Source organism: Mesorhizobium sp. B2-5-4 (genome assembly GCF_006441095.1).
In the GTDB taxonomy this organism is placed as follows: Bacteria; Pseudomonadota; Alphaproteobacteria; order Rhizobiales; family Rhizobiaceae; genus Mesorhizobium; species Mesorhizobium salmacidum.
Genome location: NZ_VFUR01000024.1, coordinates 1 through 20,939 on the forward strand (window position 1 = coordinate 1; position 20,939 = coordinate 20,939).

17 protein-coding genes are annotated in these 20,939 nt (G+C 63.2%); 6 read left to right on the forward strand and 11 right to left on the reverse strand.

Features of this window, described 5'->3' with window-relative positions; translation table 11 throughout:
* Window positions 1-103: 103 nt before the first annotated feature.
* The 3 genes from FJ492_RS24295 to FJ492_RS24305 form a co-directional block, all read right to left on the reverse strand.
* Window positions 104-1,492, reverse strand: a complete 1,389-nt coding sequence (locus tag FJ492_RS24295) for a pitrilysin family protein (RefSeq protein ID WP_140714203.1) — start codon at window positions 1,490-1,492, stop codon at window positions 104-106.
* Window positions 1,493-1,610: 118 nt separating this feature from the next.
* Entirely contained in the window at window positions 1,611-2,165 is a 555-nt protein-coding gene (gene rsmD / locus FJ492_RS24300) for a 16S rRNA (guanine(966)-N(2))-methyltransferase RsmD (RefSeq protein WP_140772631.1), read from the reverse strand.
* Entirely contained in the window at window positions 2,162-4,036 is a 1,875-nt protein-coding gene (locus FJ492_RS24305) for a pseudouridine synthase (protein ID WP_140772633.1), read from the reverse strand. The genes rsmD and FJ492_RS24305 overlap by 4 nt, the downstream gene beginning before the upstream one ends.
* A gap of 180 nt (window positions 4,037-4,216) precedes the next feature.
* On the opposite strand from FJ492_RS24305, the gene FJ492_RS24310 reads away from it, so the two are divergent.
* The gene (locus FJ492_RS24310; RefSeq protein WP_027143214.1) at window positions 4,217-4,666 is read left to right on the forward strand and encodes a nucleoside deaminase; all 450 of its coding nucleotides are present in this window, start codon (window positions 4,217-4,219) and stop codon (window positions 4,664-4,666) included.
* Window positions 4,667-4,702: 36 nt separating this feature from the next.
* Here FJ492_RS24310 and FJ492_RS24315 read toward each other — a convergent pair whose 3' ends face one another.
* From FJ492_RS24315 to FJ492_RS24325, 3 genes are all read right to left on the reverse strand, one after another.
* Window positions 4,703-5,380, reverse strand: coding sequence for a hypothetical protein (locus tag FJ492_RS24315; RefSeq protein ID WP_140507330.1), 678 nt, complete (start codon window positions 5,378-5,380; stop codon window positions 4,703-4,705).
* A 303-nt stretch (window positions 5,381-5,683) separates the two neighbouring features.
* Window positions 5,684-8,668: an isoleucine--tRNA ligase gene (ileS, locus tag FJ492_RS24320; RefSeq protein ID WP_140772635.1), complete on the reverse strand. Its 2,985-nt coding sequence runs from the start codon at window positions 8,666-8,668 to the stop codon at window positions 5,684-5,686.
* A gap of 281 nt (window positions 8,669-8,949) precedes the next feature.
* Window positions 8,950-9,762 (reverse strand): MipA/OmpV family protein, encoded by an 813-nt coding sequence (locus tag FJ492_RS24325; protein WP_140772637.1) that lies wholly within the window; start codon window positions 9,760-9,762, stop codon window positions 8,950-8,952.
* 189 nt (window positions 9,763-9,951) lie between these two features.
* On the opposite strand from FJ492_RS24325, the gene FJ492_RS24330 reads away from it, so the two are divergent.
* Window positions 9,952-10,506 (forward strand): HdeD family acid-resistance protein, encoded by a 555-nt coding sequence (locus FJ492_RS24330; protein ID WP_140507336.1) that lies wholly within the window; start codon window positions 9,952-9,954, stop codon window positions 10,504-10,506.
* A gap of 30 nt (window positions 10,507-10,536) precedes the next feature.
* Here the strand turns inward: FJ492_RS24330 and FJ492_RS24335 are convergent, their stop codons facing one another.
* Both FJ492_RS24335 and FJ492_RS24340 read right to left on the reverse strand, forming a co-directional pair.
* Window positions 10,537-11,517 carry a bifunctional riboflavin kinase/FAD synthetase gene (locus FJ492_RS24335; protein WP_140749411.1) on the reverse strand — a complete coding sequence of 327 codons (981 nt, stop codon included), beginning with the start codon at window positions 11,515-11,517 and terminating at the stop codon, window positions 10,537-10,539.
* 6 nt (window positions 11,518-11,523) lie between these two features.
* Window positions 11,524-12,384, reverse strand: a complete 861-nt coding sequence (locus FJ492_RS24340) for a TIGR01459 family HAD-type hydrolase (RefSeq protein ID WP_140507338.1) — start codon at window positions 12,382-12,384, stop codon at window positions 11,524-11,526.
* Between the two features lie 258 nt (window positions 12,385-12,642).
* Here FJ492_RS24340 and FJ492_RS24345 point away from each other — a divergent pair, with 258 nt between their 5' ends.
* Both FJ492_RS24345 and FJ492_RS24350 read left to right on the forward strand, forming a co-directional pair.
* Window positions 12,643-14,637: a TadE/TadG family type IV pilus assembly protein gene (locus FJ492_RS24345; protein ID WP_181166743.1), complete on the forward strand. Its 1,995-nt coding sequence runs from the start codon at window positions 12,643-12,645 to the stop codon at window positions 14,635-14,637.
* A 124-nt stretch (window positions 14,638-14,761) separates the two neighbouring features.
* Window positions 14,762-15,394, forward strand: a complete 633-nt coding sequence (locus tag FJ492_RS24350; protein WP_140714193.1) for a LysE family translocator — start codon at window positions 14,762-14,764, stop codon at window positions 15,392-15,394.
* A 4-nt stretch (window positions 15,395-15,398) separates the two neighbouring features.
* On the opposite strand, the gene FJ492_RS24355 is transcribed toward FJ492_RS24350, so the two are convergent.
* Window positions 15,399-16,223: a DUF2189 domain-containing protein gene (locus FJ492_RS24355; protein WP_140772639.1), complete on the reverse strand. Its 825-nt coding sequence runs from the start codon at window positions 16,221-16,223 to the stop codon at window positions 15,399-15,401.
* Window positions 16,224-16,453: 230 nt separating this feature from the next.
* On the opposite strand from FJ492_RS24355, the gene FJ492_RS24360 reads away from it, so the two are divergent.
* Both FJ492_RS24360 and FJ492_RS24365 read left to right on the forward strand, forming a co-directional pair.
* Window positions 16,454-17,677 carry a TadE/TadG family type IV pilus assembly protein gene (locus FJ492_RS24360; protein WP_140507344.1) on the forward strand — a complete coding sequence of 408 codons (1,224 nt, stop codon included), beginning with the start codon at window positions 16,454-16,456 and terminating at the stop codon, window positions 17,675-17,677.
* Between the two features lie 78 nt (window positions 17,678-17,755).
* Entirely contained in the window at window positions 17,756-18,271 is a 516-nt protein-coding gene (locus tag FJ492_RS24365) for a CAP domain-containing protein (RefSeq protein WP_140507346.1), read from the forward strand.
* A gap of 10 nt (window positions 18,272-18,281) precedes the next feature.
* On the opposite strand, the gene FJ492_RS24370 is transcribed toward FJ492_RS24365, so the two are convergent.
* Both FJ492_RS24370 and FJ492_RS24375 read right to left on the reverse strand, forming a co-directional pair.
* Window positions 18,282-19,259 (reverse strand): 2OG-Fe(II) oxygenase family protein, encoded by a 978-nt coding sequence (locus tag FJ492_RS24370; RefSeq protein WP_140749160.1) that lies wholly within the window; start codon window positions 19,257-19,259, stop codon window positions 18,282-18,284.
* 119 nt (window positions 19,260-19,378) lie between these two features.
* Window positions 19,379-20,914: a DHA2 family efflux MFS transporter permease subunit gene (locus tag FJ492_RS24375; protein WP_027143226.1), complete on the reverse strand. Its 1,536-nt coding sequence runs from the start codon at window positions 20,912-20,914 to the stop codon at window positions 19,379-19,381.
* Between the last annotated feature and the right edge of the window lie 25 nt (window positions 20,915-20,939).

Below are 20,939 nucleotides of genomic sequence, written 5' to 3' on the forward strand. Positions count from 1 at the left end.
GCAACGAAAATGGCCGCCCTCAATCCTCACAACAAGCCTCCCGCAATATTGCGCAACGGGCCCCTTGTGGGAGAAGGGAAGACATGGTGGTGCTGGCTCATCATCAATTCCCCGCCTGTTGCTGCGGCAAGAGATAACCGGTGGTCGAGCGGGCCAGCACCAGATAGCGCGCGGCAACGGCCTTGACCTCGTCGGTGGTGACCTTGCGGATGCGGTCCGGCCATTGCTGCACGTCCTGGACATTGCCGCCGGTGGCAAGTGTCGAACCATAGATGTTGGCCATGGAGTCCTGCTTGTCGCGGGCAAAGATCATTGACCTGACATAGCGGTCCTTGGCTTTTTCGAGCTCATCCGGGGTCACGCCGTCGCTGGCGATGCGCGCCACCTCGGCATCGACCGCGACTTCGACGTCGGCCAGCTTGGCGTCGCCGCGCGGCGAGCCGTAGACGGTGAAATTGGTGTCGTCGAGCATGGTGCCCTGGAAATACGCGCCGGCGCTGGAAGCGATGCCCTGCTTGATGACGAGCGCCTGGTAAAGCCGGCTGCGGTTGCCGCCGCCAAGGATCTCGGCGAGCAGATCGAGCGCTTCGGCCTCGCCAGGCTTGGCGGTGTGATAGGAGGGCACGACCCATTGTGTCGAGAAACTCGGCACGCTGACGCGGGCGTCGGAGAGCGTCACGGTGCGCCTGGTGTTCTGCTCCGGCTCGACCGGGCGGACGCGCGGCGGCAGATCCGGCCCGCGGGCAACCTTGCCATAGGTCTTTTCGGCCAGCGCCTTCACCGTTTCCGGTTGGATGTCGCCGGCCACGATCAGCACGACGTTGTTGGGCCGGTAATATTTATTGTAGAAGGCGACGGCGTCGGTGCGGTTCAGCTGTTCCATCTCCTGCATCCAGCCAATAACCGGAATGCGATAGGGCTGGTTCTGCCACAGTGTGGCATCGACTTCCTCGTCGAGCACGGCCTGCGGATTGTTGTCGATGCGCGAGCGGCGCTCCTCCAGGATCACATCGCGCTCGGTCTTGATGACGTCGTCGGTGAGGATGAGGTTGCGCATGCGGTCAGCCTCGAAGCTCATCATCAGTTCGAGATCCGACGGCGCCACCGTCTCGTGGAAAGCGGTGTAGTCGTAGGAGGTGAAGGCGTTGTTGGAGCCGCCAATGTCGGAGACGGCGCGGTCGAACTCGCCGGCTTCGTGATGGGCCGTCGCCTTGAACATCAGATGCTCGAAGAAATGAGCGATGCCGGATTTGCCCGGCGGCTCGTCGGCGCTGCCGATCTTGTACCAGACCATATGGGTGACGATCGGCGCGCGATGGTCGGGAATCACGACCACTTCCATGCCGTTGTCGAGCAGGAAGTCCGTGACCTTGAACTCGGCCGGCACAGTGTCTGGCAATACGGCGTTGTCCGCCAGGACAGGGTCGGTCATGAACAAAGCCAGCGACGTCGCCAGCAGCGTTGGCCTCAGCCACTCAGTCCTGGATGTCATCGATGGCTCCGGTTTCATGCAGCGACGATAGGCAAGGCGCTGGCGACAAGCAAAGTGATTTGTTGGCCATGTTGCCGGCAAAGGCGGCGGCAAAGAGGCCACTGCTGAAAGAGGCCTGTCAGGCAGCCTCGATGAAGCGGATGACAGTCTCGCCGTAGTTGCGCTCATCAAGCACGGAAAAGCCCGGGCCTGGCTCGAAGGGAACCGACGCCGTCTCCTCGACAACGCAGAGCGCCCCGGGGCGCAGCCAGCCGCCGGCCATGGCCGACCGCAGAGCGCGCTCGCCAAGGCCCTTGCCATAGGGCGGATCGGCAAAGACGAGACCGAACGGCGCCAGCGTGCCCGCCTCGCCAAGGCCCGTTGCATCGCGGCGGAAGATCTTGGTGCGTCCGGTCAGGCCGAAGGCCTCGACGTTGTCGCGGATCAGGCCACGGCCTTCGGCCGATTCCTCGATGAAGACGCCATAGGATGCGCCGCGCGACAGGGCCTCCAGACCAAGCGCGCCGGTGCCGGCGAACAGGTCGAGCACGCGCGCGCGCTCCAGTTGCCCGGCAAAGCGATGCGCCAGAACGTTGAAGACGGCCTCGCGGGTGCGGTCGGTCGTCGGGCGGATGGCGCCGCTGCGGGGCGTCGCCAACGGACGCCCGCGAAACTCACCGCCGACGATTCTCATCTTATCCGAGGACCCTTGGGGCCGCGCGGCCGCTCACCGCCACCGGCGCCTCCTGGACGCTCGCCACGCGGCTTGCCGAATGGCCTTGCGTCGCCTGGTTTGCCGGCGGGCTTGCCGTAAGACGGCTTGAACGAGGCCTTGCGCGCCTTGGCCTCGGCCGCCTTGGCCGCATCGGCCTCCGCCCTGCCCTTGCCGATCGGCCGGGCTCCCGGTGCCATCCAGACATTGGCCTTGCGCTGGCCTGGCGGCTCGATCGGCCGCTGCTCGCGTTCGGATTTCTTGCCGCCGCCACGAGGCTTGTCACCGAAACCGCCGCGCGGCTTGTCGCCGAAGCCGCCACGCTCCAGTCGCGGACCGCGTTCGCCGAAGCTCTTTTCTGGCCTCTCGCCCCTGTCAGGACTTGTCGACAGTTTGCCGAGCGCCTCGTCGCGGCTGCCTTCCCGGCGTTTGCGGTTCTTGATCAGCCCGCCCTCGCCGATCGGCCGCCGCTCGCCGTCTCTCGTAAATTTCGGCCGTTCCGGCTCGGCCTCACGGACTTCGGTACGCCGGACCGGCTGGTTGGAAAACGGTTTTGTTATCTCGGCATCGAAATTGGCACCGGATTCCTCGACCAGGCGCTCGCCAAGCTGGTCGCGCAGCACCCGGCCCTTGATTTCCAGCACGTGACCTTCGGCGAGGTCCTCGAGCTGGAACGGACCATAGGAGATGCGGATCAGCCGCGTGACGTCGAGGCCGAGCGCGCCAAGAATGTTCTTGACCTCACGGTTTTTGCCCTCGCGCAGGCCGATCGTCAGCCAGGCATTGGAGCCCTGCTCGCGATCAAGGCTGGCTTCGATGGCGCCGTAGAAGACGCCGTCGACGGCAATGCCTTCGCGCAGGCCGGCAAGCGCGCTTTCCTCGACCTTGCCGTGGACACGCACACGGTAGCGGCGCAGCCAGCCGGTGGCCGGCAGTTCTAGTACGCGCGACAGGCCGCCATCATTGGTCAGCAGCAGCAGGCCTTCGGTGTTGATATCGAGCCGGCCGATGGTCATCAGCCGCGGCAGTTCGGCCGGCAGCACGTCGAAGACGGTCTTGCGGCCTTCGGGGTCGCGGTTGGTGGTGACGACGCCGGCCGGCTTGTGGAACAGGAACAGGCGCGTGCGTTCGATCGGCGGGATTTCCATTCCGTCGAGATGGATGATGTCATTGGGCATGACGTTGAACGCCGGCGAGGCCAGCACCCGACCATTGACCTTGACGCGGCCGGCGGCGATCAACTCCTCGGCGTCGCGGCGCGAGGCGAGCCCGGCACGTGCCAGACGCTTGGCGATGCGCTCGCCGGCTTCTTCCGTTGCTTCGGTTGTTCGCGGACGTGGCTTGAAGCCGCCGCCCGATGCGCCCTGTGGCCGGTCTCCGAAATCACGTTTGGGTCTGTCGCCTCCAAAGTCTCGCTTTGGACGGTCGGCAAAATCCCGCTTCGGACGATCTGCGAAATCACGCTTGGGACGGTCGAAGCGCTTTTCGCCGCCCTCCGCCGAGGCAGAAACCGGACGGTCGCCACGTGGCGCGTAGGGCTTGCGCGGCCGTTCGCGCTTTTCATACGGCTTGCGTTCGCCCTCGGCCGCCATCGGGCGGTCGCCACGTGGCGCGTAGGGCTTGCCTTCGGGGCGCGGTCCCTTGCGGAACGGCTTGTCGCCGCTCTTGAAGTCGCGCTTCGGGCGCTCGCCTTCAGCGGCGGCCGGCCGGTCGCCGCGTGGGGCATAGGGCTTTTTCGCACCAAAGGACGGCTTCCCGCCCTTGCTGGCGTCGTGGCCACGTGACCCTGCCGATTTCGGGCCACTCCTGCCTGGACCGCCTTTGCGCGGAGATTTCTTGTCGCTGTCGTCCATGTGGCCTTTGTCCGTTTGCGCTGCTACAGCGTGGCGCATCCGTTCGGCGCGCAACGAACGCTGTAGCATTTTTGATTTGGCGCATGATCATTCCCGAAAATCGAGTCCGATTTTCAGGTTGATGCGCTCCATAACAGGATCACCGCCGGGTGGCGAGGATATAATGGGAAGACAAACCGCTTGAAGAGGCCGGATTTCATGGCGCTGGCGCTAAAAGAGGCCGAAGCGGCAGCCTTGCGCGGCGAAGTGCCGGTCGGCGCGGTCATTGCCAATGGCGGCACGGTCATTGCCAGTGCCGGCAACCGCACGCGCGAGCTTGCCGACCCGACGGCGCACGCCGAAATGCTGGTCATCCGTGAAGCCTGCGGCAAACTCTCGAGCGAGCGGCTCACCGGCCACGATCTCTATGTGACGCTGGAGCCCTGCGCCATGTGCGCCGGGGCAATCTCATTCGCCAGGCTGCGCCGTCTCTATTTCGGTGCCGCAGACGAAAAGGGCGGCGCCGTGGTCAACGGTGTGCGCTTCTTCGCTGCACCGACCTGCCACCACACGCCCGACATCTATCCGGGCATGGCCGAGACCGAAGCAGGCCTGCTGCTGAAGGATTTTTTCAGGGGACGTCGAGACTGAGCCAAGGCCGCCGCAAGATCAGCGGCGCGACTGTTCCTACAGCGACGGCAACCAGTCGAACCAGCCGCCCTTCTTGCCCTCGGCCTTTGCCTTGAGGCGGCGCTCCTTCTTGTACTCGTCTTCGCCGAGTTCATTCTGCGGCGCGGCACCGGAGGCGGTGCGGTAGGCCAATGGCGGCTCGCTAAGGTATTTGCGCGTGTTCGGATCGCCCTGCTTGCTGTCGGCAAGGCGGCGTTGGATCTCCGCAGCGCGGCCCTTGTCGGAATCGGCGGGTTTCCACGCCGGCGGATGGCTTGAGCCGGACTCTTCCATTGCCTTCTTCACCGAAGCGGGATCCGTCTGCACATCATCGACGATCTCCGACTGGTAGGCCGGATCGTTCTGGTGGGCGGTGGCGTCGGCGCGCAGACGCGCGCGGCGCTGCTCGGGCGATTCGGGCCACCCGGCGTTTGCCGTCTGGATGCTTTCCTGGGGGGCAGGCAGCGCTTCCTTCTGGCCGGGTGCCGGCTTCACCAGGGTGGGACGCGGCTTGTAGTCGATCGGGTCCTTGCGCTTCGGCGCGAAGGAAACGGCGCCTGTAAGATCGCCGGCCAGTTGTTCGGCGGCGGTCTTGTCGGTGCCATAGGTCGGAGAGCCCATGCAGCCGGATAAAGCGAGGCCCGAAGCGACAAGCGGCGCCAACAGCGCAAGGCGCGCGTTATATCTCTCGGTCATGCCAAAAAGTCCCACTCTAGACAGCCTCTCGATCGCACCGGCTTTGTATCCGGTCCCCATCATGCAAGCACTTGCGACGGAAATCCGGCGACAATTTGTCTTCCGGAGTTTCGCGTGTTTACCTCAACCACTCGTTAAGGGCAACGCACGGGCGGATTTGTACCGCCCGGCGTTCTATTTGCGCACTTCTTTGATCTGATGCCGGTCGTTTAAACCGCCACGCACTTTCGGGCGACAGGAACTGGCTTGATCTGGTCCCTGTCGTTTGTCCCAAAACCGCTACGCACTTTTGGGCGACAGGAACTAAAGCCTTCCCAGCGCCTTCAACTCGTGCAGCACGGCTGCGTCACGTGCCGAAACATCCGGGAAGTCCGGATCCTGCCCGACATCGGCCGTGTAGCGCCAGGAACGCGCGCATTTGACCAGCCCTCGGTCCTCGGCTTTCTCGACCGCCACGGCGACGCCCTTGACATCGTCGAGGGCAAAGGCGGTTTGCGGGGCCTGGCCATGGGCAATGACGAGATCACTGGTGATCGCCATTTCAGCCATGTCGACGTCCGATATCGCCGCCTCGAGCGCCGCGTCGTTGATTGTGACCACCGGTATAGCCTCCAGCGAGGAGCCGATCACCTTCTGGGCACGGGCGATCTCGAGTGCGCCGGTGACGACCCGGCGCACCTGCCTGACCTTGCGCCACTTCTCCGCCAGCGCCTCGTTCTTCCAATTCGCCGGGATTTGCGGGAACTGGTCGAGATGCACCGAGACCGCGTCGGGATGACGGTCGAGCCAGGCCTCTTCCATGGTGAAGGGCAGCATCGGCGCCAGCCATTTCACCAGGCAGTCGAAGAGATGGCGTACCACCTGGACCGAGGCCTTGCGCTTCACGCTCGACGGGCCGTCGCAGTAGAGCGCGTCCTTGCGGATATCGAAATAGAAGGCCGACAGCTCGACCACCATGAAGTCGAGCAGAGCTCGCGTGATGCGCTTGAACTCGAAGGCGTCGTAGCCCTGGCGCACCACCTCGTCGAGCTCTGCCAACCGGTGCAGCATCAGCTGCTCCAGCTCCGGCATCGTCTCCAGGGGAACGACCTCACCATCGTCATGGGCGAGCGTGCCCAGCATCCAGCGGATGGTGTTGCGCAGCTTGCGATAGGCGTCGATGTTGGTCTGCAGCACGTTCTTGCCGAGCCGCTGGTCTTCCCAATAGTCCGTCGTCACCACCCAGAGCCGCAGGATGTCGGCACCGGACTGCTTGATCACATCCTGCGGCACGACCGTGTTGCCGAGCGATTTCGACATCTTGCGGCCATCCTCGTCCATGGTGAAGCCATGGGTGACGACGGTGTCGTAAGGCGCCCTGCCCCTGGTGCCGCAGCTTTCGAGCAGCGAGGAGTGGAACCAGCCGCGATGCTGGTCGGAGCCTTCGAGATAGACGTCGGCCGGCCACTTCAGGTCGGGCCGGTCCTCCAGGGTGAAGACATGTGTCGAGCCCGAATCGAACCAGACGTCGAGAATGTCCGTCACCTGCTTCCATTTGGAGGCATCGTGATTGCCGAGGAAGCGCTCGCTGGCACCGGGCGCGAACCAGGCGTCGGCGCCCTCCGCCTCGAAGGCGTCCATGATGCGCTGGTTGACCGCCTCGTCCTTCAGCACATTGCCATACTCGTCGGCAAAGACGGCGATCGGCACGCCCCAGGCACGCTGGCGCGACAGCACCCAGTCGGGGCGTTCCTCGATCATGGCGCGGATGCGGTTCTGGCCGGCGGCCGGGACAAAGCGAGTCTCGTCGATCGCCTTCAGCGCGCGGCCACGCAGCGTGGTGCCGTCGCCGAGATCCTTGTCCATGTAGACGAACCATTGCGGCGTGTTGCGGAAGATGACCGGCTTCTTCGAACGCCATGAATGCGGGTAGCTGTGCTTCAGCCGACCGCGCGCGAACAGCGCGTTGCGCTTGATCAGCTCGTCGATGACCGCCTGGTTGGCATTGCCCTTCTTGCCATTGTCGTCGATGACGCGCGCCGGTCCGCCTTCGCGGTCCGGGCCGAAGCCCGGCGCGTCCTTGGTGAAGAAGCCGCCGTCGTCGACGGCAAACGGGATTTCAGTATCGATGCCGCGTTGACGCAGCGCGGGCGCGGCATCCATCCAGGCATCAAAGTCCTCCCGGCCATGACCGGGAGCCGTGTGCACGAAGCCCGTGCCGGCCTCGTCGGTGACATGATCGCCGGCAATCATCGGAACCGGGAATTCGTAGCCGCCACCGAGACCCTTGAAGGGATGCGAAAGCACAAGATTTCCAAGCTGTTCGGCGCTGACGCCGTGAAGGCGCTTCAAGATGATCTTGGCTTTGGCCTGGCTTTCCTCGGCCAGCGCATCGGCAAAGATCAGCTTCTCGCCTGGCTGCGGGCCAAATGCGTTCTCGGCCGCCGTCACCTCGTAGAGGCCGTAGCCGACGCGCGGCGAATAGCTGACGGCGCGATTGCCAGGGATGGTCCATGGCGTCGTCGTCCAGATGACGACATGGGCATCCAGCAGGTCAAGCGACCGCCCGCTCAGGTCCGGATCGAGCTCCGCCGGCAGCCCGTCCACGACACTGGCGACGACGAGATTGGCCACCGGAAACTTCGCCCAGATCGTGTCGGACTCGTAATCCTGGTACTCGATCTCGGCCTCGGCGAGCGCCGTGCGCTCAACGACGCTCCACATCACCGGCTTCGAACCGCGGTAGAGCTGGCCGGACATGGCGAATTTCAGCAATTCGCCTGCGATGCGCGACTCGGCGTGGAAGGCCATCGTCGTATAAGGGTTCTTGAAGTCGCCGACGACGCCAAGCCGCTGGAACTCGCCACCTTGCACGGAGATCCAGTGCGCGGCGAATTCACGGCATTCCTGGCGGAATTCGTTGACCGGCACCTCGTCCTTGTTCTTGCCCTTGGCGCGGTACTGCTCCTCGATCTTCCATTCGATGGGCAGACCGTGACAATCCCAGCCGGGCACATAGTTCGAGTCAAAGCCGCGCATCTGGAACGAGCGGGTGATGACATCCTTGAGGATCTTGTTCAGCGCGTGGCCGATGTGGATGTTGCCGTTGGCGTAGGGCGGACCGTCATGCAGCACGTATTTCGTGCGGCCCGCCGCGCTCTCGCGCAGCTTGCGGTAGAGGTCCATGTCCTGCCAGCGCTTGACCAGCGCCGGCTCCTTCTCGGGCAAGCCGGCGCGCATCGGAAATTCCGTCTGCGGCAGGTAAAGGGTCTTCGAATAGTCGATCGTTGATTGGTTTTCGTCGTTCATTGGTCTGCCATGTGCATGCCGGGCCACGTGGCTTGCGGCGAATTCTACTTTAGACGCATGCCGTTTTCCCAAACCGGGCCACTTGTGGGCGACATGCTTTGATGATCTGGAAAAGCGCGAGAGGCCGCGCGCAATATTCCCGGCGGCTCCTACAGCCTTCAGGCTGCTGGGAACACCGGGCTGGTAATTCGTATCGTCGGCGCGTGAAGGCGCGAAAAGCTCGTCATTGCTGGGCTTTTAGCGGAGAAGAGCGCAGGAATAAAGCGTCTCCTTCGATTCACTTACATCTTGAAGTCGAAGCGATAGGTGGTCGACACGCCGACCATGAACTGGTTGCGGTCGCCGCGCTCCTTGACCAGGCTGGAATCGGCGGCCGGACCCTCGAGGCGCGAATATTCGCCAAACAGGCTGGCGGTCATCGGGTCGGTCACCTTCCAGGTCACGGCGCCGCCGAGGCCGACGGATTTCAGGCCGCCGCCGGGATTGTACTGGCTCAGCCCCGAGGCCACGGCTTCCTGTGCGTTGACGCCATAATAGGCATCGAAATAGTTCGCCGAGGCAAAAGACACGCGCGGACCGCCCGAAATCCTGACGGTTGGCGTCACGTCGTAGAAAGCATCGGCGGCGATGTCGGCGACAAAGCCGTTATGGGCACGAATGCCATGCCGCAATTCGGCACGCGCCCGCATCCAGTCCGTCGGATAGAATTCGAAAAAGCCGCCGACCTCGCCGCCCCAGCGGACCGGGTCCAAGCCCCTGAGTTCGTCGGCATCGCCATCGTCGCGCGAGAACAGGAACTTGCCGGTCAGGCCTGCACGGACGCTGCCATCGTCGACAAGCGCCAGCGAAATGTTGTCGTTGCGCGAGGTGAAGCGAGCAGCAGAGCCGGCCTTGCCCAGCGAAATGATGGGCTGGGCGCTCAGCATGTACTTCTTGCCGCCCTCGAAATTGGGCGCCACCAGGCCGGTCGCGCCGACCGTCAGATACCAGTCGCCGGACAGCCAGCCGAAAGCGCCATCACCGGCTTCGGCCGCGCCTGACGTCGCCAGCACGACGCTAGCCAAGGCTATAGAAATCTTCCCGACCTGAGTCATGGTCACTCCACTAACACGTCAAAGCTGTCCTGCCGCGACAGCTTTGACGAGGCTTTGGTAAAATTTGATTTAAGGACGAGACATCCAGCGCGTGTTGCTTGCACCATCGCGCCCGCCATCGGCTGGACGCGGGTCGGCGCCGAGGGTAACCTCCCTTGCATTCTGGCGGTCTTCAATGGAGGTGGCGACATGACCTTGGACGGCGATACATTGAAGAACGTGATCGGCCAGACGCGCGACAAATGGGGCTGGTTTGTCGGGCTGGGCGTGGTGCTGCTGGTCCTCGGCGGCATTGCCTTCGGCAATCTGTTCATCGCCACGGTGGCTTCCGTCTATGTCGTGGGATGGCTGATGCTGGTGGCCGGCATCATCGAGATCATGCACGCTTTCGGAGTCAAGACCTGGGGCCGCTTCTTGTATTGGCTGCTCAGCGGACTGCTCTATGCGGTCGCCGGATTCTTCGCTTTCGACAATCCGCTGCTGGCCTCAGCGGTGCTGACCTTCCTGCTGGCCGTCGCGCTCGTCGCTTCGGGCGCCCTGCGGGCCTGGGTCGGCTATAGCCACCGTCCGGAGCGGGGCTGGGGCTGGATTGTCGCGGCTGGCGTCATCAGCGTACTTGCCGGCCTGATCATCGCCATGGGGTGGCCGGTCAACAGCCTGTGGGTGCTCGGACTGTTCCTGGCGATCGACCTGATCTTCCAGGGCTGGACCTTCATCGCCGTCGGTCTTGCGCTAAAGAAATAGGAAACTCGTTCCCCTTTTCGGGATCACGCTTCAGAACGCCACAGCGGCGTCCAGACCGGACAGCGGCTTGACGCCGCTAAGCAACGCGCGTGCCTCGGCTTCATCGCGCTTCATCTGCACCACCAGTGCATCGAGCCCGTCGAACTTGATCTCGCTGCGCAGGAAGCCGAAGAACGACACTCCGCAGATTTCGCCATAGAGATCGCCGGAAAAATCGAAGACGAAGGTTTCCAGGAGCGGCGCGCCATTGTCGTCGACGGTCGGGCGGCGGCCAAAACTGGCGACGCCGTCGTGCAGCGTGCCGTCCTCGCGCCGGAAGCGGACGGCGTAGATACCTTCCTTGAGCGTGGCTTCCGCGGGAAGCCTCATGTTGGCTGTGGGAAAGCCGAGCGTTCGCCCGAGCTGTTGGCCGCCGACGACCTCGTTTTCCACCGTGAAGCGATAGCCAAGCAGACCGGCTGCCCCGGCCACCCCGCCCTCGCAAAGCAAGGCACGGATGCGGCTCGACGAAACCACCTCGGCGCCTTCGTCGCGAAAGGCGTCGACGAGGGTGACACCGAAGCCATGGCGCTCGCCAGCAGCCATCAGATAGGCCGGCCCGCCCTGGCGGTCCTTGCCGAAATGGAAATCGAAACCGGTCACGGCGTGGCTGATGCCCAACGTCCTCTCCAGCACGTCGGTGACGAAGGCTTCCGCCGACAGCGAGGCGAAGTCGCGCGTGAAAGGCTGCTCGACGAGCGCGGCAAAGCCCAGAAGCGACAGGAGCCGCGCCTTCATCGGCGGCGGCGTCAGCACGAAAAGCGGCAAATCAGGCCTGAAAACCGTTCGGGGATGCGGTTCGAAGGTCAGCACCAGGGCCGGCACGCCGCGCCGCGTGGCCTCCGCCAATGCCCGTTCGAGCACGGCCTGATGGCCGCGGTGGACGCCATCGAAATTGCCGATCGCCACGACGCCGCCTCGCAGATCGGCGGGCAGCGGCACGGTTGTCGTAAGATGCTGGAACGCGACCATTGTCACCTACTGCAGTCTTGCGATGACGGCCACCGGACGATAGCCGTGCCGCTCCAGGAAGAGCCCGAGCCTGGCCGGATCCGGCCGGGAGGGATCGCCATAGTCGCGGGCATGAATGCCGCCGGAGACATAGAGGACGTCGAAACCATTGTCGGCCGCGCCCTTGACGTCGGTAAACATCCCGTCGCCGATAGCCAGTATTTGCGGACGCCCGACCGGCCGGCCGAGGATCTCGGCCACCTCCTTCATCGCGACCTCGTAGATTGGCGCATAGGGTTTTCCGGCGATCAGCGTGCGACCGCCGAGCTGCGCGTAGTCACGCGCGAGCGCGCCGGCGCACCAGATGATCCGTTCGCCGCGTTCAACCATGATATCGGGATTGGCGCAGATGAACGGCAGGTTCCTGGCCCGCAACCGGCGCAGCAGTTCCGTATAGTCCTCGGGTTTTTCAATCTCGTCGTCGAACAACCCGGTGCACACGACGCCGGCGGCCTCGAATTCCTCGACGAGTTCGACATCGAGACCATCATAAAGGGTCAAATCGCGGTCGGCGCCGATGTGGAAGACTTTGCGAGGGCCCTCCGCGATCAGATCACGGGTCACGTCACCCGAGGTCACCACACGGTCATAGGCCGACGGCGGAACGCCGATCACGCTCATCTGCGCCACGACGTCGGCGCTGCGGCGCGGCGAATTGGTGATCAGAACGACAGGAGTGCCGGCCGCCCTTGCCGCCACCAACGCGGCCGCGGCCGCCGGAAAATGCCATTCGCCGTTGTGCACCACGCCCCATACGTCGCACAGAATTGCCGAATAAGCTTTCGAGACGTCTTCGAGCGAGCCGACGATTTCAGGCGAATCCGCCATGCCGTTTCCTTCAGTATGATCGTTGCGGGTGCGGCGGCCGACGGTTCGCCGCAGCCGGTTCGAATTATCCGAACCGGCCCATGCTGTCACCAGCTTTCGCCCGCATCGGCACGAATTGCCGCGCAACCGGCGGCTTTGATTGGTTAGCGGTTGGTGAAGCGCCGACCAAGCAATAGAGCGGTTTGTCAAACCCGTCCTTCAGCGTTTTGTGGAAAGCTGGCGCTGACCGAGAATCCGTCGGCGGGGGCCGCTCCACGCATGTTTGAAATCTGGCGTCAGTTCCGCCGCGACAGGCGTGGCAATTATGCTCTTATGACGGCTGTGGCGATGGTACCGCTGATGGGCGGCCTGGCAATCGCGGTCGACTACACGGAAATGAACCGTGAAAAGCAGATGCTGTTGAACGCGCTCGACGCCGCCAACTTCGCCACCGCCCGCCGGCTGACGGAAGGCGCGACCGACGACCAGTTGAGAGCCTATGCGCTCGATTTCTTCAATGCCAATTTGAACAATATCGATCCCGCGAGCACGACGCTCAACGTCACCTTGCCGAGTAACAGCAGCAGCGGCGGCGGCGGCGGCCTGCTGACGATGACCGCCCAGCTCAACTACAAACCCTATTTCTACCCCGCCTTCGCCCAACTCGTCGGCAAATCGGCGACCGATGCGAACCAGAGGCTCAGCTTCAACGTCACCTCGCAGGTGCGGTTGAAGAACACGCTGGAAGTTGCCATGGTGCTCGACAATTCCGGATCGATGACCACGCTCGGCACGGGCTCGGGGCAAAAGCGCATCGATCTTCTCAAGACTGCTTCCAAGCAGCTGGTCGATACACTGGCCCAGCAGGCGGTCATGATCAAGCAGGTCGACAAGCCGGTGCAATTCAGCCTCGTGCCTTTTGCCGCCTCGGTCAATGTCGGCCCCGGGAATGGCAATGCTTCGTGGATGGACACCGAGGGGCTTTCGCCGGTCTCGAATGAGAATTTCGACTGGTCGACGCTGAACGCCGCCAACAAATACGCCCAGCGGACCAACGGCATCTGGTACAAGCGCGGCACTGGCTGGGGAACCGAGGACGGCCAGATGCTGACCCGGTTCTCGCTCTACCGCGACATGAAGGTCGTCACCAACCACGAGCGTGTCGTCAACAGCAAACGGGTCGTGTGCGACCAATACAATTCGAACAACACCTGCAAAAGCAGCCACGACGAATATGACTATATCGATTCCTATGGTCCGTTCGCCAGTTGGCAGGGCTGCGTCGAGGCCCGGCCCTACCCTTACAATATAAACGACGCCACGCCGTCCGGCGGCTCGGCCAACACCGGCATCGGTGTCGGCGATCCGGCAACGATGTTCGTGCCCATGTTCGCCCCCGACGAACCGGGCAATCATTGGAAGCTCACTCAAGACCCCGACGAGGCCGCGCCGGTAACTTATGGTGCCGTCAACAGCTGGTGGAACGACGATCCGTCGAGCAGCAGCGGCCAATACCGGCTGCGCAACATGGCCAAGTACTTCCAGCCGCGGCCGATCGATGCGCCGGCGCTGCCCGCCGGCAACGGGCCGAATTACAGCTGCACCACCAACCCGATCACGCCGCTGACCGATGTCAGCGTCGCCGAAGGGGTCACCTCGATCAAGGCGGCGATCGACTTGATGCAGCCGAATGGCGGCACCAATGTTCCCGAGGGCATGGCCTGGGGCTGGCGGGTGGTTTCGAGCGGAGAGCCGTTCACGCAAGGGCGCCCGGAAACGGAAAGAGGCAACGACAAGGTGGTGATCGTGCTAACCGACGGCGCCAACACCTATTATACGCCTTCGTCGCTGGGCTACTCGGATCCCGCCAATTCGAAATCAACCTATGCGTCCTACGGCTATCTCAACCCCGGATACAACGGCACCTCGGTCGGCCGCCTGTTCATGGGTACATCGAGCGCCATCGGTCAGCTAGACTATTCGAACGGCAACTACACCAACGCGCTCAACGAGCAGATGGCCACGCTGTGCAACAACGCCAAGGCAGCCAACATCATGGTGATGACGGTGGCGCTCGACTTGTCGATGACCAAGGCCAGCGACAAGCTGGCCATCGATGCGCTGAAATCCTGCTCGTCGGAGTCGCGCTTTCGCAAGGATGCCACGGATCCGAGCAAACCGGCGAAGCTGTTCTGGAATGCGACCGGCGCCAGCCTGGCAAACGATTTCAAGGAAATCGGCAACGAGCTGTCGAACCTGCGCGTGGTCGGCTAACCCGGGATCATCCCTCTGGCGCAACGCCTGGCGCCGTCAAGCTCTTGCAGCCACTTGTCGGGATAGGCACAGATTGGCCGCTCGCGAGATCGCGAATCCATCGCGGCATGCTGGGGAACGAACAATGCCCGATACCGCCAACCACCTCGCCTTCGCGCTGGTCTGCCTCGGCATGGTGCTGACGCCAGGCCCGAACATGATCTACCTGATCTCCCGCTCGCTCTCGCAAGGGCCGAAGGCCGGACTGATCTCGCTTGGCGGCGTTGCGGTCGGCTTCTTGTTCTACGTGCTGTCGGCCGCGTTCGGCATCACGGCGCTGCTGCTCGCCGTGCCCTATGCCTATGACGTATTGCGCTTTGCCGGCGTGCTTTATCTCCTGTGGTTGGCCTGGCAGGCGGTGAAACCCGGCGGACGCTCGCCGTTCCAGGTGCGCGACCTGCCGAAGGACCGGCCGCGCAAGCTGTTCGCCATGGGATTGATGACCAATCTGCTCAATCCCAAGGTGGCCGTTCTCTACCTGTCGCTGCTGCCGCAATTCATCAGCCCCGGCAAGGGCCATGTCCTGTCACAGCTCCTGGTGCTGGGCGTGACGCAGATATCGATCAGCCTCAGCGTCAATGCCGTCATCGCGCTGACGGCCGGCTCGATCGCCACCTTCCTCGCCGGACGCCCGCTGTGGCTGGTGATCCAGCGCTGGATGATGGGAACCGTGCTGACGGCACTCGCGCTAAAGATGGCGACCGACGCGCAGCGCTGAGTGCTCACATCGGACGGCGCGGGGGCCGGATATGGGCCGGTTCGACCACCTTTCGGTAGAGGTGCCAGGTCGCGTGACCGAGGATCGGCATGACGACGGCCAGTCCGGCAAACAGCAGGATAGAGCCGATCACCAGCAGCACCGCGACGATCAGACCCCAGAGCGCCATCTGCAGCGGATTTGTCATGACCGCGCGCGCCGAGGTCTCTATTGCCGAAACGGCGCCGACATCGCGATCAAGCAAAAGCGGGAAGGCAACGACCGTGGTCGCCAGCACAACCACCGCGAAGACCAAGCCGGCCGCGTTGCCGAGAAGGATCAGCGTCCAGCCCTTGCTGGTCGTCAGCACATCGCGCAGGAAGGCCCCGACCGAAGCGGGCGGCTCGCCGCCAAAAAGGCTGGTGTAAATCGACTGCGCCGTGAACAGCCACAACAGGAACAGTGCGACCAGCATGATGCCGATGACCGCTATCGAGGGTAGCGCTGATGAGCGGCGGACATCGAGTGCGTGCCGCCAGTTGGTGTTCATGCCGAGCTCGCGCCGGCGGCTGATCTCATAGAGTCCGAGTGCGGCGAACGGGCCGACCAGGGCAAAGCCCGACATCAAGGGGTAGACGAGCTGGATGGCATTGGAGCCGGACGTCCACTGCGTCAGGACTAGGCCGACGATCGGATAGATCAGGCACAGGAACACGTAATGCGAGGGCTTGGCCCAGAAGTCCTCGGCGCCAAGCCTGAGCGCGCCCCAGAGGTCTGTCGTGGAAATGCGGCGGACCGCGGGTTGCACATGCATTCCGCGCGCGTCCGCCATGACATGAAAGCCGGCCATAACCTACCTCCGTTTTTCTCGGGGGGCGGTCACCGCCTAGGGTGGCCGCCCGTAGCTGCCACTTCAACAACGCTGGCATCATATCCGATCTTCCCGGAATTGTCGCCGCGTCCTTCGTTTGGAGAACCACTGACTTCATCTTAAAATCTATGCATTTTAGTTATTGCTTAAATTACTCGTAGAGACCCCCGGGCGTATCACCTGAGCTTTACAAACCTTGGCGAGGGACGATGTTCACATTGAAGGGCTTCTGGTCTTCGGAGCGCGGAAATTTTGCCATGGCGACTGCCATAGCGATGCTGCCGATAATGGCTGTCGTCGCTGGCACCCTCGATCTGACGGGCACGAGCGACGACGCGGCGCAATTGCAGAACTCGCTGGACGCGGCTGGGCTTGCCGTCGGCACAAAGTACCTGCCCAGCATGAGCGCGAGCGATGTCCAGGGGCTTGGGCTGACATTCTTTGCTGCCAATATGAACGTCGCCGACCAGCAGGAATATTCAGACAGCATTACCGCCTTTTCGGCCACCGCCAGCGGCGACCCGAGCGCCTATTACATCTCGCTTTCGTCAGGCATAAACCGTCCGAGCTTCATCAATGGCGCTGCCCCCTGGCCGGCTCACAGATCGGCGACGGTCAAGATGCACCCGGGCGCGCAGGCCTGCGTGCTGGCGCTCGATCCGCATGCGTCGTCCGCGGTAAGCCTGCAAGGCTCGACCGATGTCGCCATGAGCAACTGCGTGATCGCGGCAAACTCGGACGCGTCCGATGCCGTCAGCAGAGGCGGTTCCGCGCAGGTTTCGGCGGGCTGCGTCTCGACCGTCGGCGGCACTTCCGGGCTTTCACCGCCCAGTGCCAATCTCACCTGCGGCGCGCCGCTGGAACATCAATATGCGTCCTTCGATCCCCTGGCCGATATCGTGCCTCCCCCCTATACATTCTGCATGCCGGTCCCGAACGGCAAGACCTACACGCTGTCGCCCGGCACCTATTGCGACAAGACATTGTCGGGAAACATCACGCTCAGCCCGGGCGTCTACATCTTGCGCGGCGTCACCCTGAAGCCGGGCGGGAACGGCAGCCTGAGCGGCCAGGGCGTGACCATATTCCTCGTGGAGGGAGCACAGATCATCATAAATGCCAATGAAACGGTGAACCTTTCTCCGCCAACCAGCGGGCCTTACGCCGGCATCACCATCTTCCAGAGCCGTGGGAACATTTCAGCATTGACCCTGAATGGCGGTGCAAATTCCGTGATCAGCGGATTCGTCTATGCGCCTGACGCGGCCGTTTCGTTCGCCGGCAACTCGGATATGAGCGGTCAGGGCGATTGCCTGAGGCTTGTTGGCTTGACCGTGCAGATGACAGGCAACTCATCCATCAAGACCGACTGCACGGCCGTATTCGGAAATCGCGAGATGTACGCCAGCCGCCGCATCACGCTTGTGAGATAGCCGCTAACTGCCGCTTCAATTCGAAAATTTCACCGCCCTGCCCGGCAAAAGCCATGATCGCGATCGAGTCAGGCCTGCATGACCATTTCGAGAATCGATTGCGACCGGACCGCGGACTTGAACAGGCGCACCTGGCTCAAGGCGGCCGGCCTAGCGGCATTGCTCGGGCTTGCCGCCTGCAGCACCGTCTCGCTGCCGACCGGGCAAGGCGCCGGGGTTTCCTCCTCGGCAACCGGCACGCTGGCGAGCCTGCGTGTCACGGCTGGGCTCGGACCGCTGGTCCCCGATACACAGCTGGAGCAAGCAGCACTGCAGCAGGCCGGCTATATGGCGCGGCGTGAAAACATGAGCCACACGACCGGCTGGGGCAAGGATTTCGCCTCGCGCATGAGGGACAATGGTGTACACGGTGCGGCGGCCGAGAACATCGCGGCCGGCCGCTTCGACCAACAGAAGCTGTTCGATATCTGGATGCATTCGCAGGGACACCGGCGCAACATGCTCGATCCGGACTTCAGCCGCTTCGGGCTTGCCTATGTCCGTGACGGCCGCGACCCCAACCTGCGCTACTGGTCGCTGGTGCTCGGGAAATAAGTGCTCCAGCCTATTTCGTCGTCGCCTTAAATTTCGCCATCAGGTAGGGACCGGAGCGCACTGGGCCGTATTTCGGCGGCTCGCCGTCTGCAAGGCAGGCATCCAGCACCTTGATCTCGGCATCCCAGTTCGGCTGGTGGAAGAAGGCCATGGACTGGCGCCTGTCCCGGCCGCCCGCGGCTGGATTGACGACACGATGCACGGTGGACACCCAGCGGTCATTGGTCCAGCGCGCCATCAGGTCGCCGATGTTGATGACGAAGGCTCCCGCGATCGGCGGCACCTCCGTCCATTCTCCGTCCGGCGTGACGATCTGAAGACCGCGCGACCCGGCCTGCGGCAGCAGAATGGTCAGGCTGCCATAGTCCGTGTGGGCGCCGGCTCGGATCTGGCCGGGCTTGGGCGCGACATGCTGTTCGGGATAATTGAGCGCCCTCAGCGCGCTGATCGGCGCATCGAGATAAGTGTCGAAATAGGTCTCGGGCAAGCCGAGCGCGGTGGCGAAGACGCGCATGATCCGCAGCGCCAAATCCTCCAGTGCGGCGTAGTAGGCTTTCCAGGCATGGATGAAACCGTCCGGTGCTTCAGGCCAGATCGTCTCGGCATAGCAGAAGGCGAGTGCCTCGGGATCAGACATGCCCGGTGGCACACTGAGCGGTCCGCCGTTGAAGCTCTCCTTGAGGTCCGGCGGCGTGTCGACGTTACGGGACTTGGCCAGCGCTTCGAGTTCGGGGCCGAGATAGCCGTAGGGATAGCCCTTATAGGGCGCCTTGGAGCGCTGCTTCTGTTCCGGCGGCAGGTCGAAGAAGGCGCGGGCTTTCGACCAGGCGGCGTCGATCACCGCCTGCGAAATGCCGTGGTTCTTGACCGCCAGGAAGCCCGTATCGCGGCAGATGCGATCGACCTCGGCGCCGCGCGCGGCCTTCTCCTCAGGGCTCGCTTTCTCGAATTGCCCGAGATCGAATACCGGAAATGTCGGGTTCTGCATCGTCTTTGCACTCGTCCGTCAACTTGCGAAACGATGCCGGCTTGCCCGGCAACCGGCTAGGACCAACCGATGTGGCAGTGTAGTCCATATCGAAGGCAGGCGATGTGCCTGCCGTCGGCCTAGTCCATATGGGCGGCAGGCGCGCCGCCGCCAGCCGGCGCCGTCTTCGGCTTGCGCAGCAGGAAGACGAACGGAATGGCGACCAGCGTCATCACCATCAGGATTTTGAAGTCGTTGACGTAGGAGATCATCATCGCCTGGAGATTGACCATGCGGTCGACCTGCGACAGCGCCGTCGGATCGCCGCCGGCGGCCGCCGGCGAGACCGCCCAGAGATTGGGATTGAACGGGTTGATGAAGGCTGAGAGCTCGGCATGATTGACCTGCGTGTTGCGCACCAGCAGCACCGTCACGACCGATACGCCGATCGACGAGCCAAGGTTGCGCACCAAGCTGAACAACGAGGTTGCATCGGTGCGGTAACGGGCGTCGAGCGTGGCGAAGGCAACCGTCGACAGCGGCACGAACACCATTCCCATTCCCAGGCCCTGGATCACGCCGGAGCTGATGATCAGCCAGTTATCCATCTGCGGCGAGAAGCTGGCCATGGTGTAGAGCGAATGCGCGGTCAGGAGGAAACCGATGACGACGAGAATCCTGGCATCGATCTTGCCCATGATGCGCCCGACGACGAGCATGGAAATCATGGTGCCGACGCCGCGCGGCCCGATGACGATGCCGATGGTGACGGTCGGATAGCCGAAGATGGTCGACAGCATCGGCGGCAGCAGCGACATCGAGGCCAGGATCAGCACGCCCATGACGAAGATGAACGCCAGCCCGGTGACGAAATTGCGATCGAGGAAAATCTTCGGATCGATGAAGGGATGTTCCGACGTCACGGTGTGAATGATGAACACCCAGAAGCCGGTAATCGAAAGGCCAAGCTCGATCCAGATCTCGACCGAGGAAAACCAGTCGACCTCGCCACCGCGATCAAGCATCAGCTGCAGGGCGCCAACGCCGAGCGATATCATGGCAAAGCCGAAGAAATCGAAGCTGCGCACCCGCCGGGCAACGGCCGGCAGATAGGCGGCCATGCCCAGGAAGGCGAGGATGCCGACCGGCAGGTTGATGAAGAACACCCAGCGCCAGTTGAAATTCTCGGTCAGCCAACCGCCAAGCGTGGGGCCGAGGATCGGTCCCAGCATGATGCCGGCGCCCCATATGGCCATCGCCTGGCCATGGCGCTCCTTGGGATTGATGTCGAGCAGGAAAGTCTGCGACAGCGGCACGATCGCGGCGCCAAACACACCTTGCATCAGCCGGAAAAGCACGATCGTTTCCAGGCTCCACGCCAAGCCGCACAACATCGAGAAGATGGTGAAGCCGACCACCGCCGTCAGGAACAGTTCCTTGCGGCCGAAACGGTCGGCGAGCCAGCCGGTGACAGGCGTCATGATGGCGGCGGCGACGATGTAGGAGGTCAGCACCCAGTTGATGTTGTCGGGCGAGGCGCCGAGATCGCCCGTCATGGTCGGCAGCGCAACGTTGGCGATCGTGGTGTCGAGCGCCTGCATGATCGTCGCCAGCATGAGCGCGACGGTGATCAAGCCACGATGCGGCACTTCTTTGAATGGTTCGGACGTGCTCATGGCGTAGAACTTCCAGAAGGTACTG

Excerpts from the sequence above, each read along its gene's own strand:
- FJ492_RS24295 (WP_140714203.1), bottom strand. The coding sequence starts at position 1,492 with ATGACATCCAGGACTGAGTGGCTGAGGCCAACGCTGCTGGCGACGTCG.
- rsmD (WP_140772631.1), bottom strand. The coding sequence starts at position 2,165 with ATGAGAATCGTCGGCGGTGAGTTTCGCGGGCGTCCGTTGGCGACGCCC.
- FJ492_RS24305 (WP_140772633.1), bottom strand. The coding sequence starts at position 4,036 with ATGGACGACAGCGACAAGAAATCTCCGCGCAAAGGCGGTCCAGGCAGG.
- FJ492_RS24315 (WP_140507330.1), bottom strand. The coding sequence starts at position 5,380 with ATGACCGAGAGATATAACGCGCGCCTTGCGCTGTTGGCGCCGCTTGTC.
- ileS (WP_140772635.1), bottom strand. The coding sequence starts at position 8,668 with ATGAACGACGAAAACCAATCAACGATCGACTATTCGAAGACCCTTTAC.
- FJ492_RS24325 (WP_140772637.1), bottom strand. The coding sequence starts at position 9,762 with ATGACTCAGGTCGGGAAGATTTCTATAGCCTTGGCTAGCGTCGTGCTG.
- FJ492_RS24330 (WP_140507336.1), top strand. The coding sequence starts at position 9,952 with ATGACCTTGGACGGCGATACATTGAAGAACGTGATCGGCCAGACGCGC.
- FJ492_RS24335 (WP_140749411.1), bottom strand. The coding sequence starts at position 11,517 with ATGGTCGCGTTCCAGCATCTTACGACAACCGTGCCGCTGCCCGCCGAT.
- FJ492_RS24340 (WP_140507338.1), bottom strand. The coding sequence starts at position 12,384 with ATGGCGGATTCGCCTGAAATCGTCGGCTCGCTCGAAGACGTCTCGAAA.
- FJ492_RS24345 (WP_181166743.1), top strand. The coding sequence starts at position 12,643 with ATGTTTGAAATCTGGCGTCAGTTCCGCCGCGACAGGCGTGGCAATTAT.
- FJ492_RS24350 (WP_140714193.1), top strand. The coding sequence starts at position 14,762 with ATGCCCGATACCGCCAACCACCTCGCCTTCGCGCTGGTCTGCCTCGGC.
- FJ492_RS24355 (WP_140772639.1), bottom strand. The coding sequence starts at position 16,223 with ATGGCCGGCTTTCATGTCATGGCGGACGCGCGCGGAATGCATGTGCAA.
- FJ492_RS24360 (WP_140507344.1), top strand. The coding sequence starts at position 16,454 with ATGTTCACATTGAAGGGCTTCTGGTCTTCGGAGCGCGGAAATTTTGCC.
- FJ492_RS24365 (WP_140507346.1), top strand. The coding sequence starts at position 17,756 with ATGACCATTTCGAGAATCGATTGCGACCGGACCGCGGACTTGAACAGG.
- FJ492_RS24370 (WP_140749160.1), bottom strand. The coding sequence starts at position 19,259 with ATGCAGAACCCGACATTTCCGGTATTCGATCTCGGGCAATTCGAGAAA.
- FJ492_RS24375 (WP_027143226.1), bottom strand. The coding sequence starts at position 20,914 with ATGAGCACGTCCGAACCATTCAAAGAAGTGCCGCATCGTGGCTTGATC.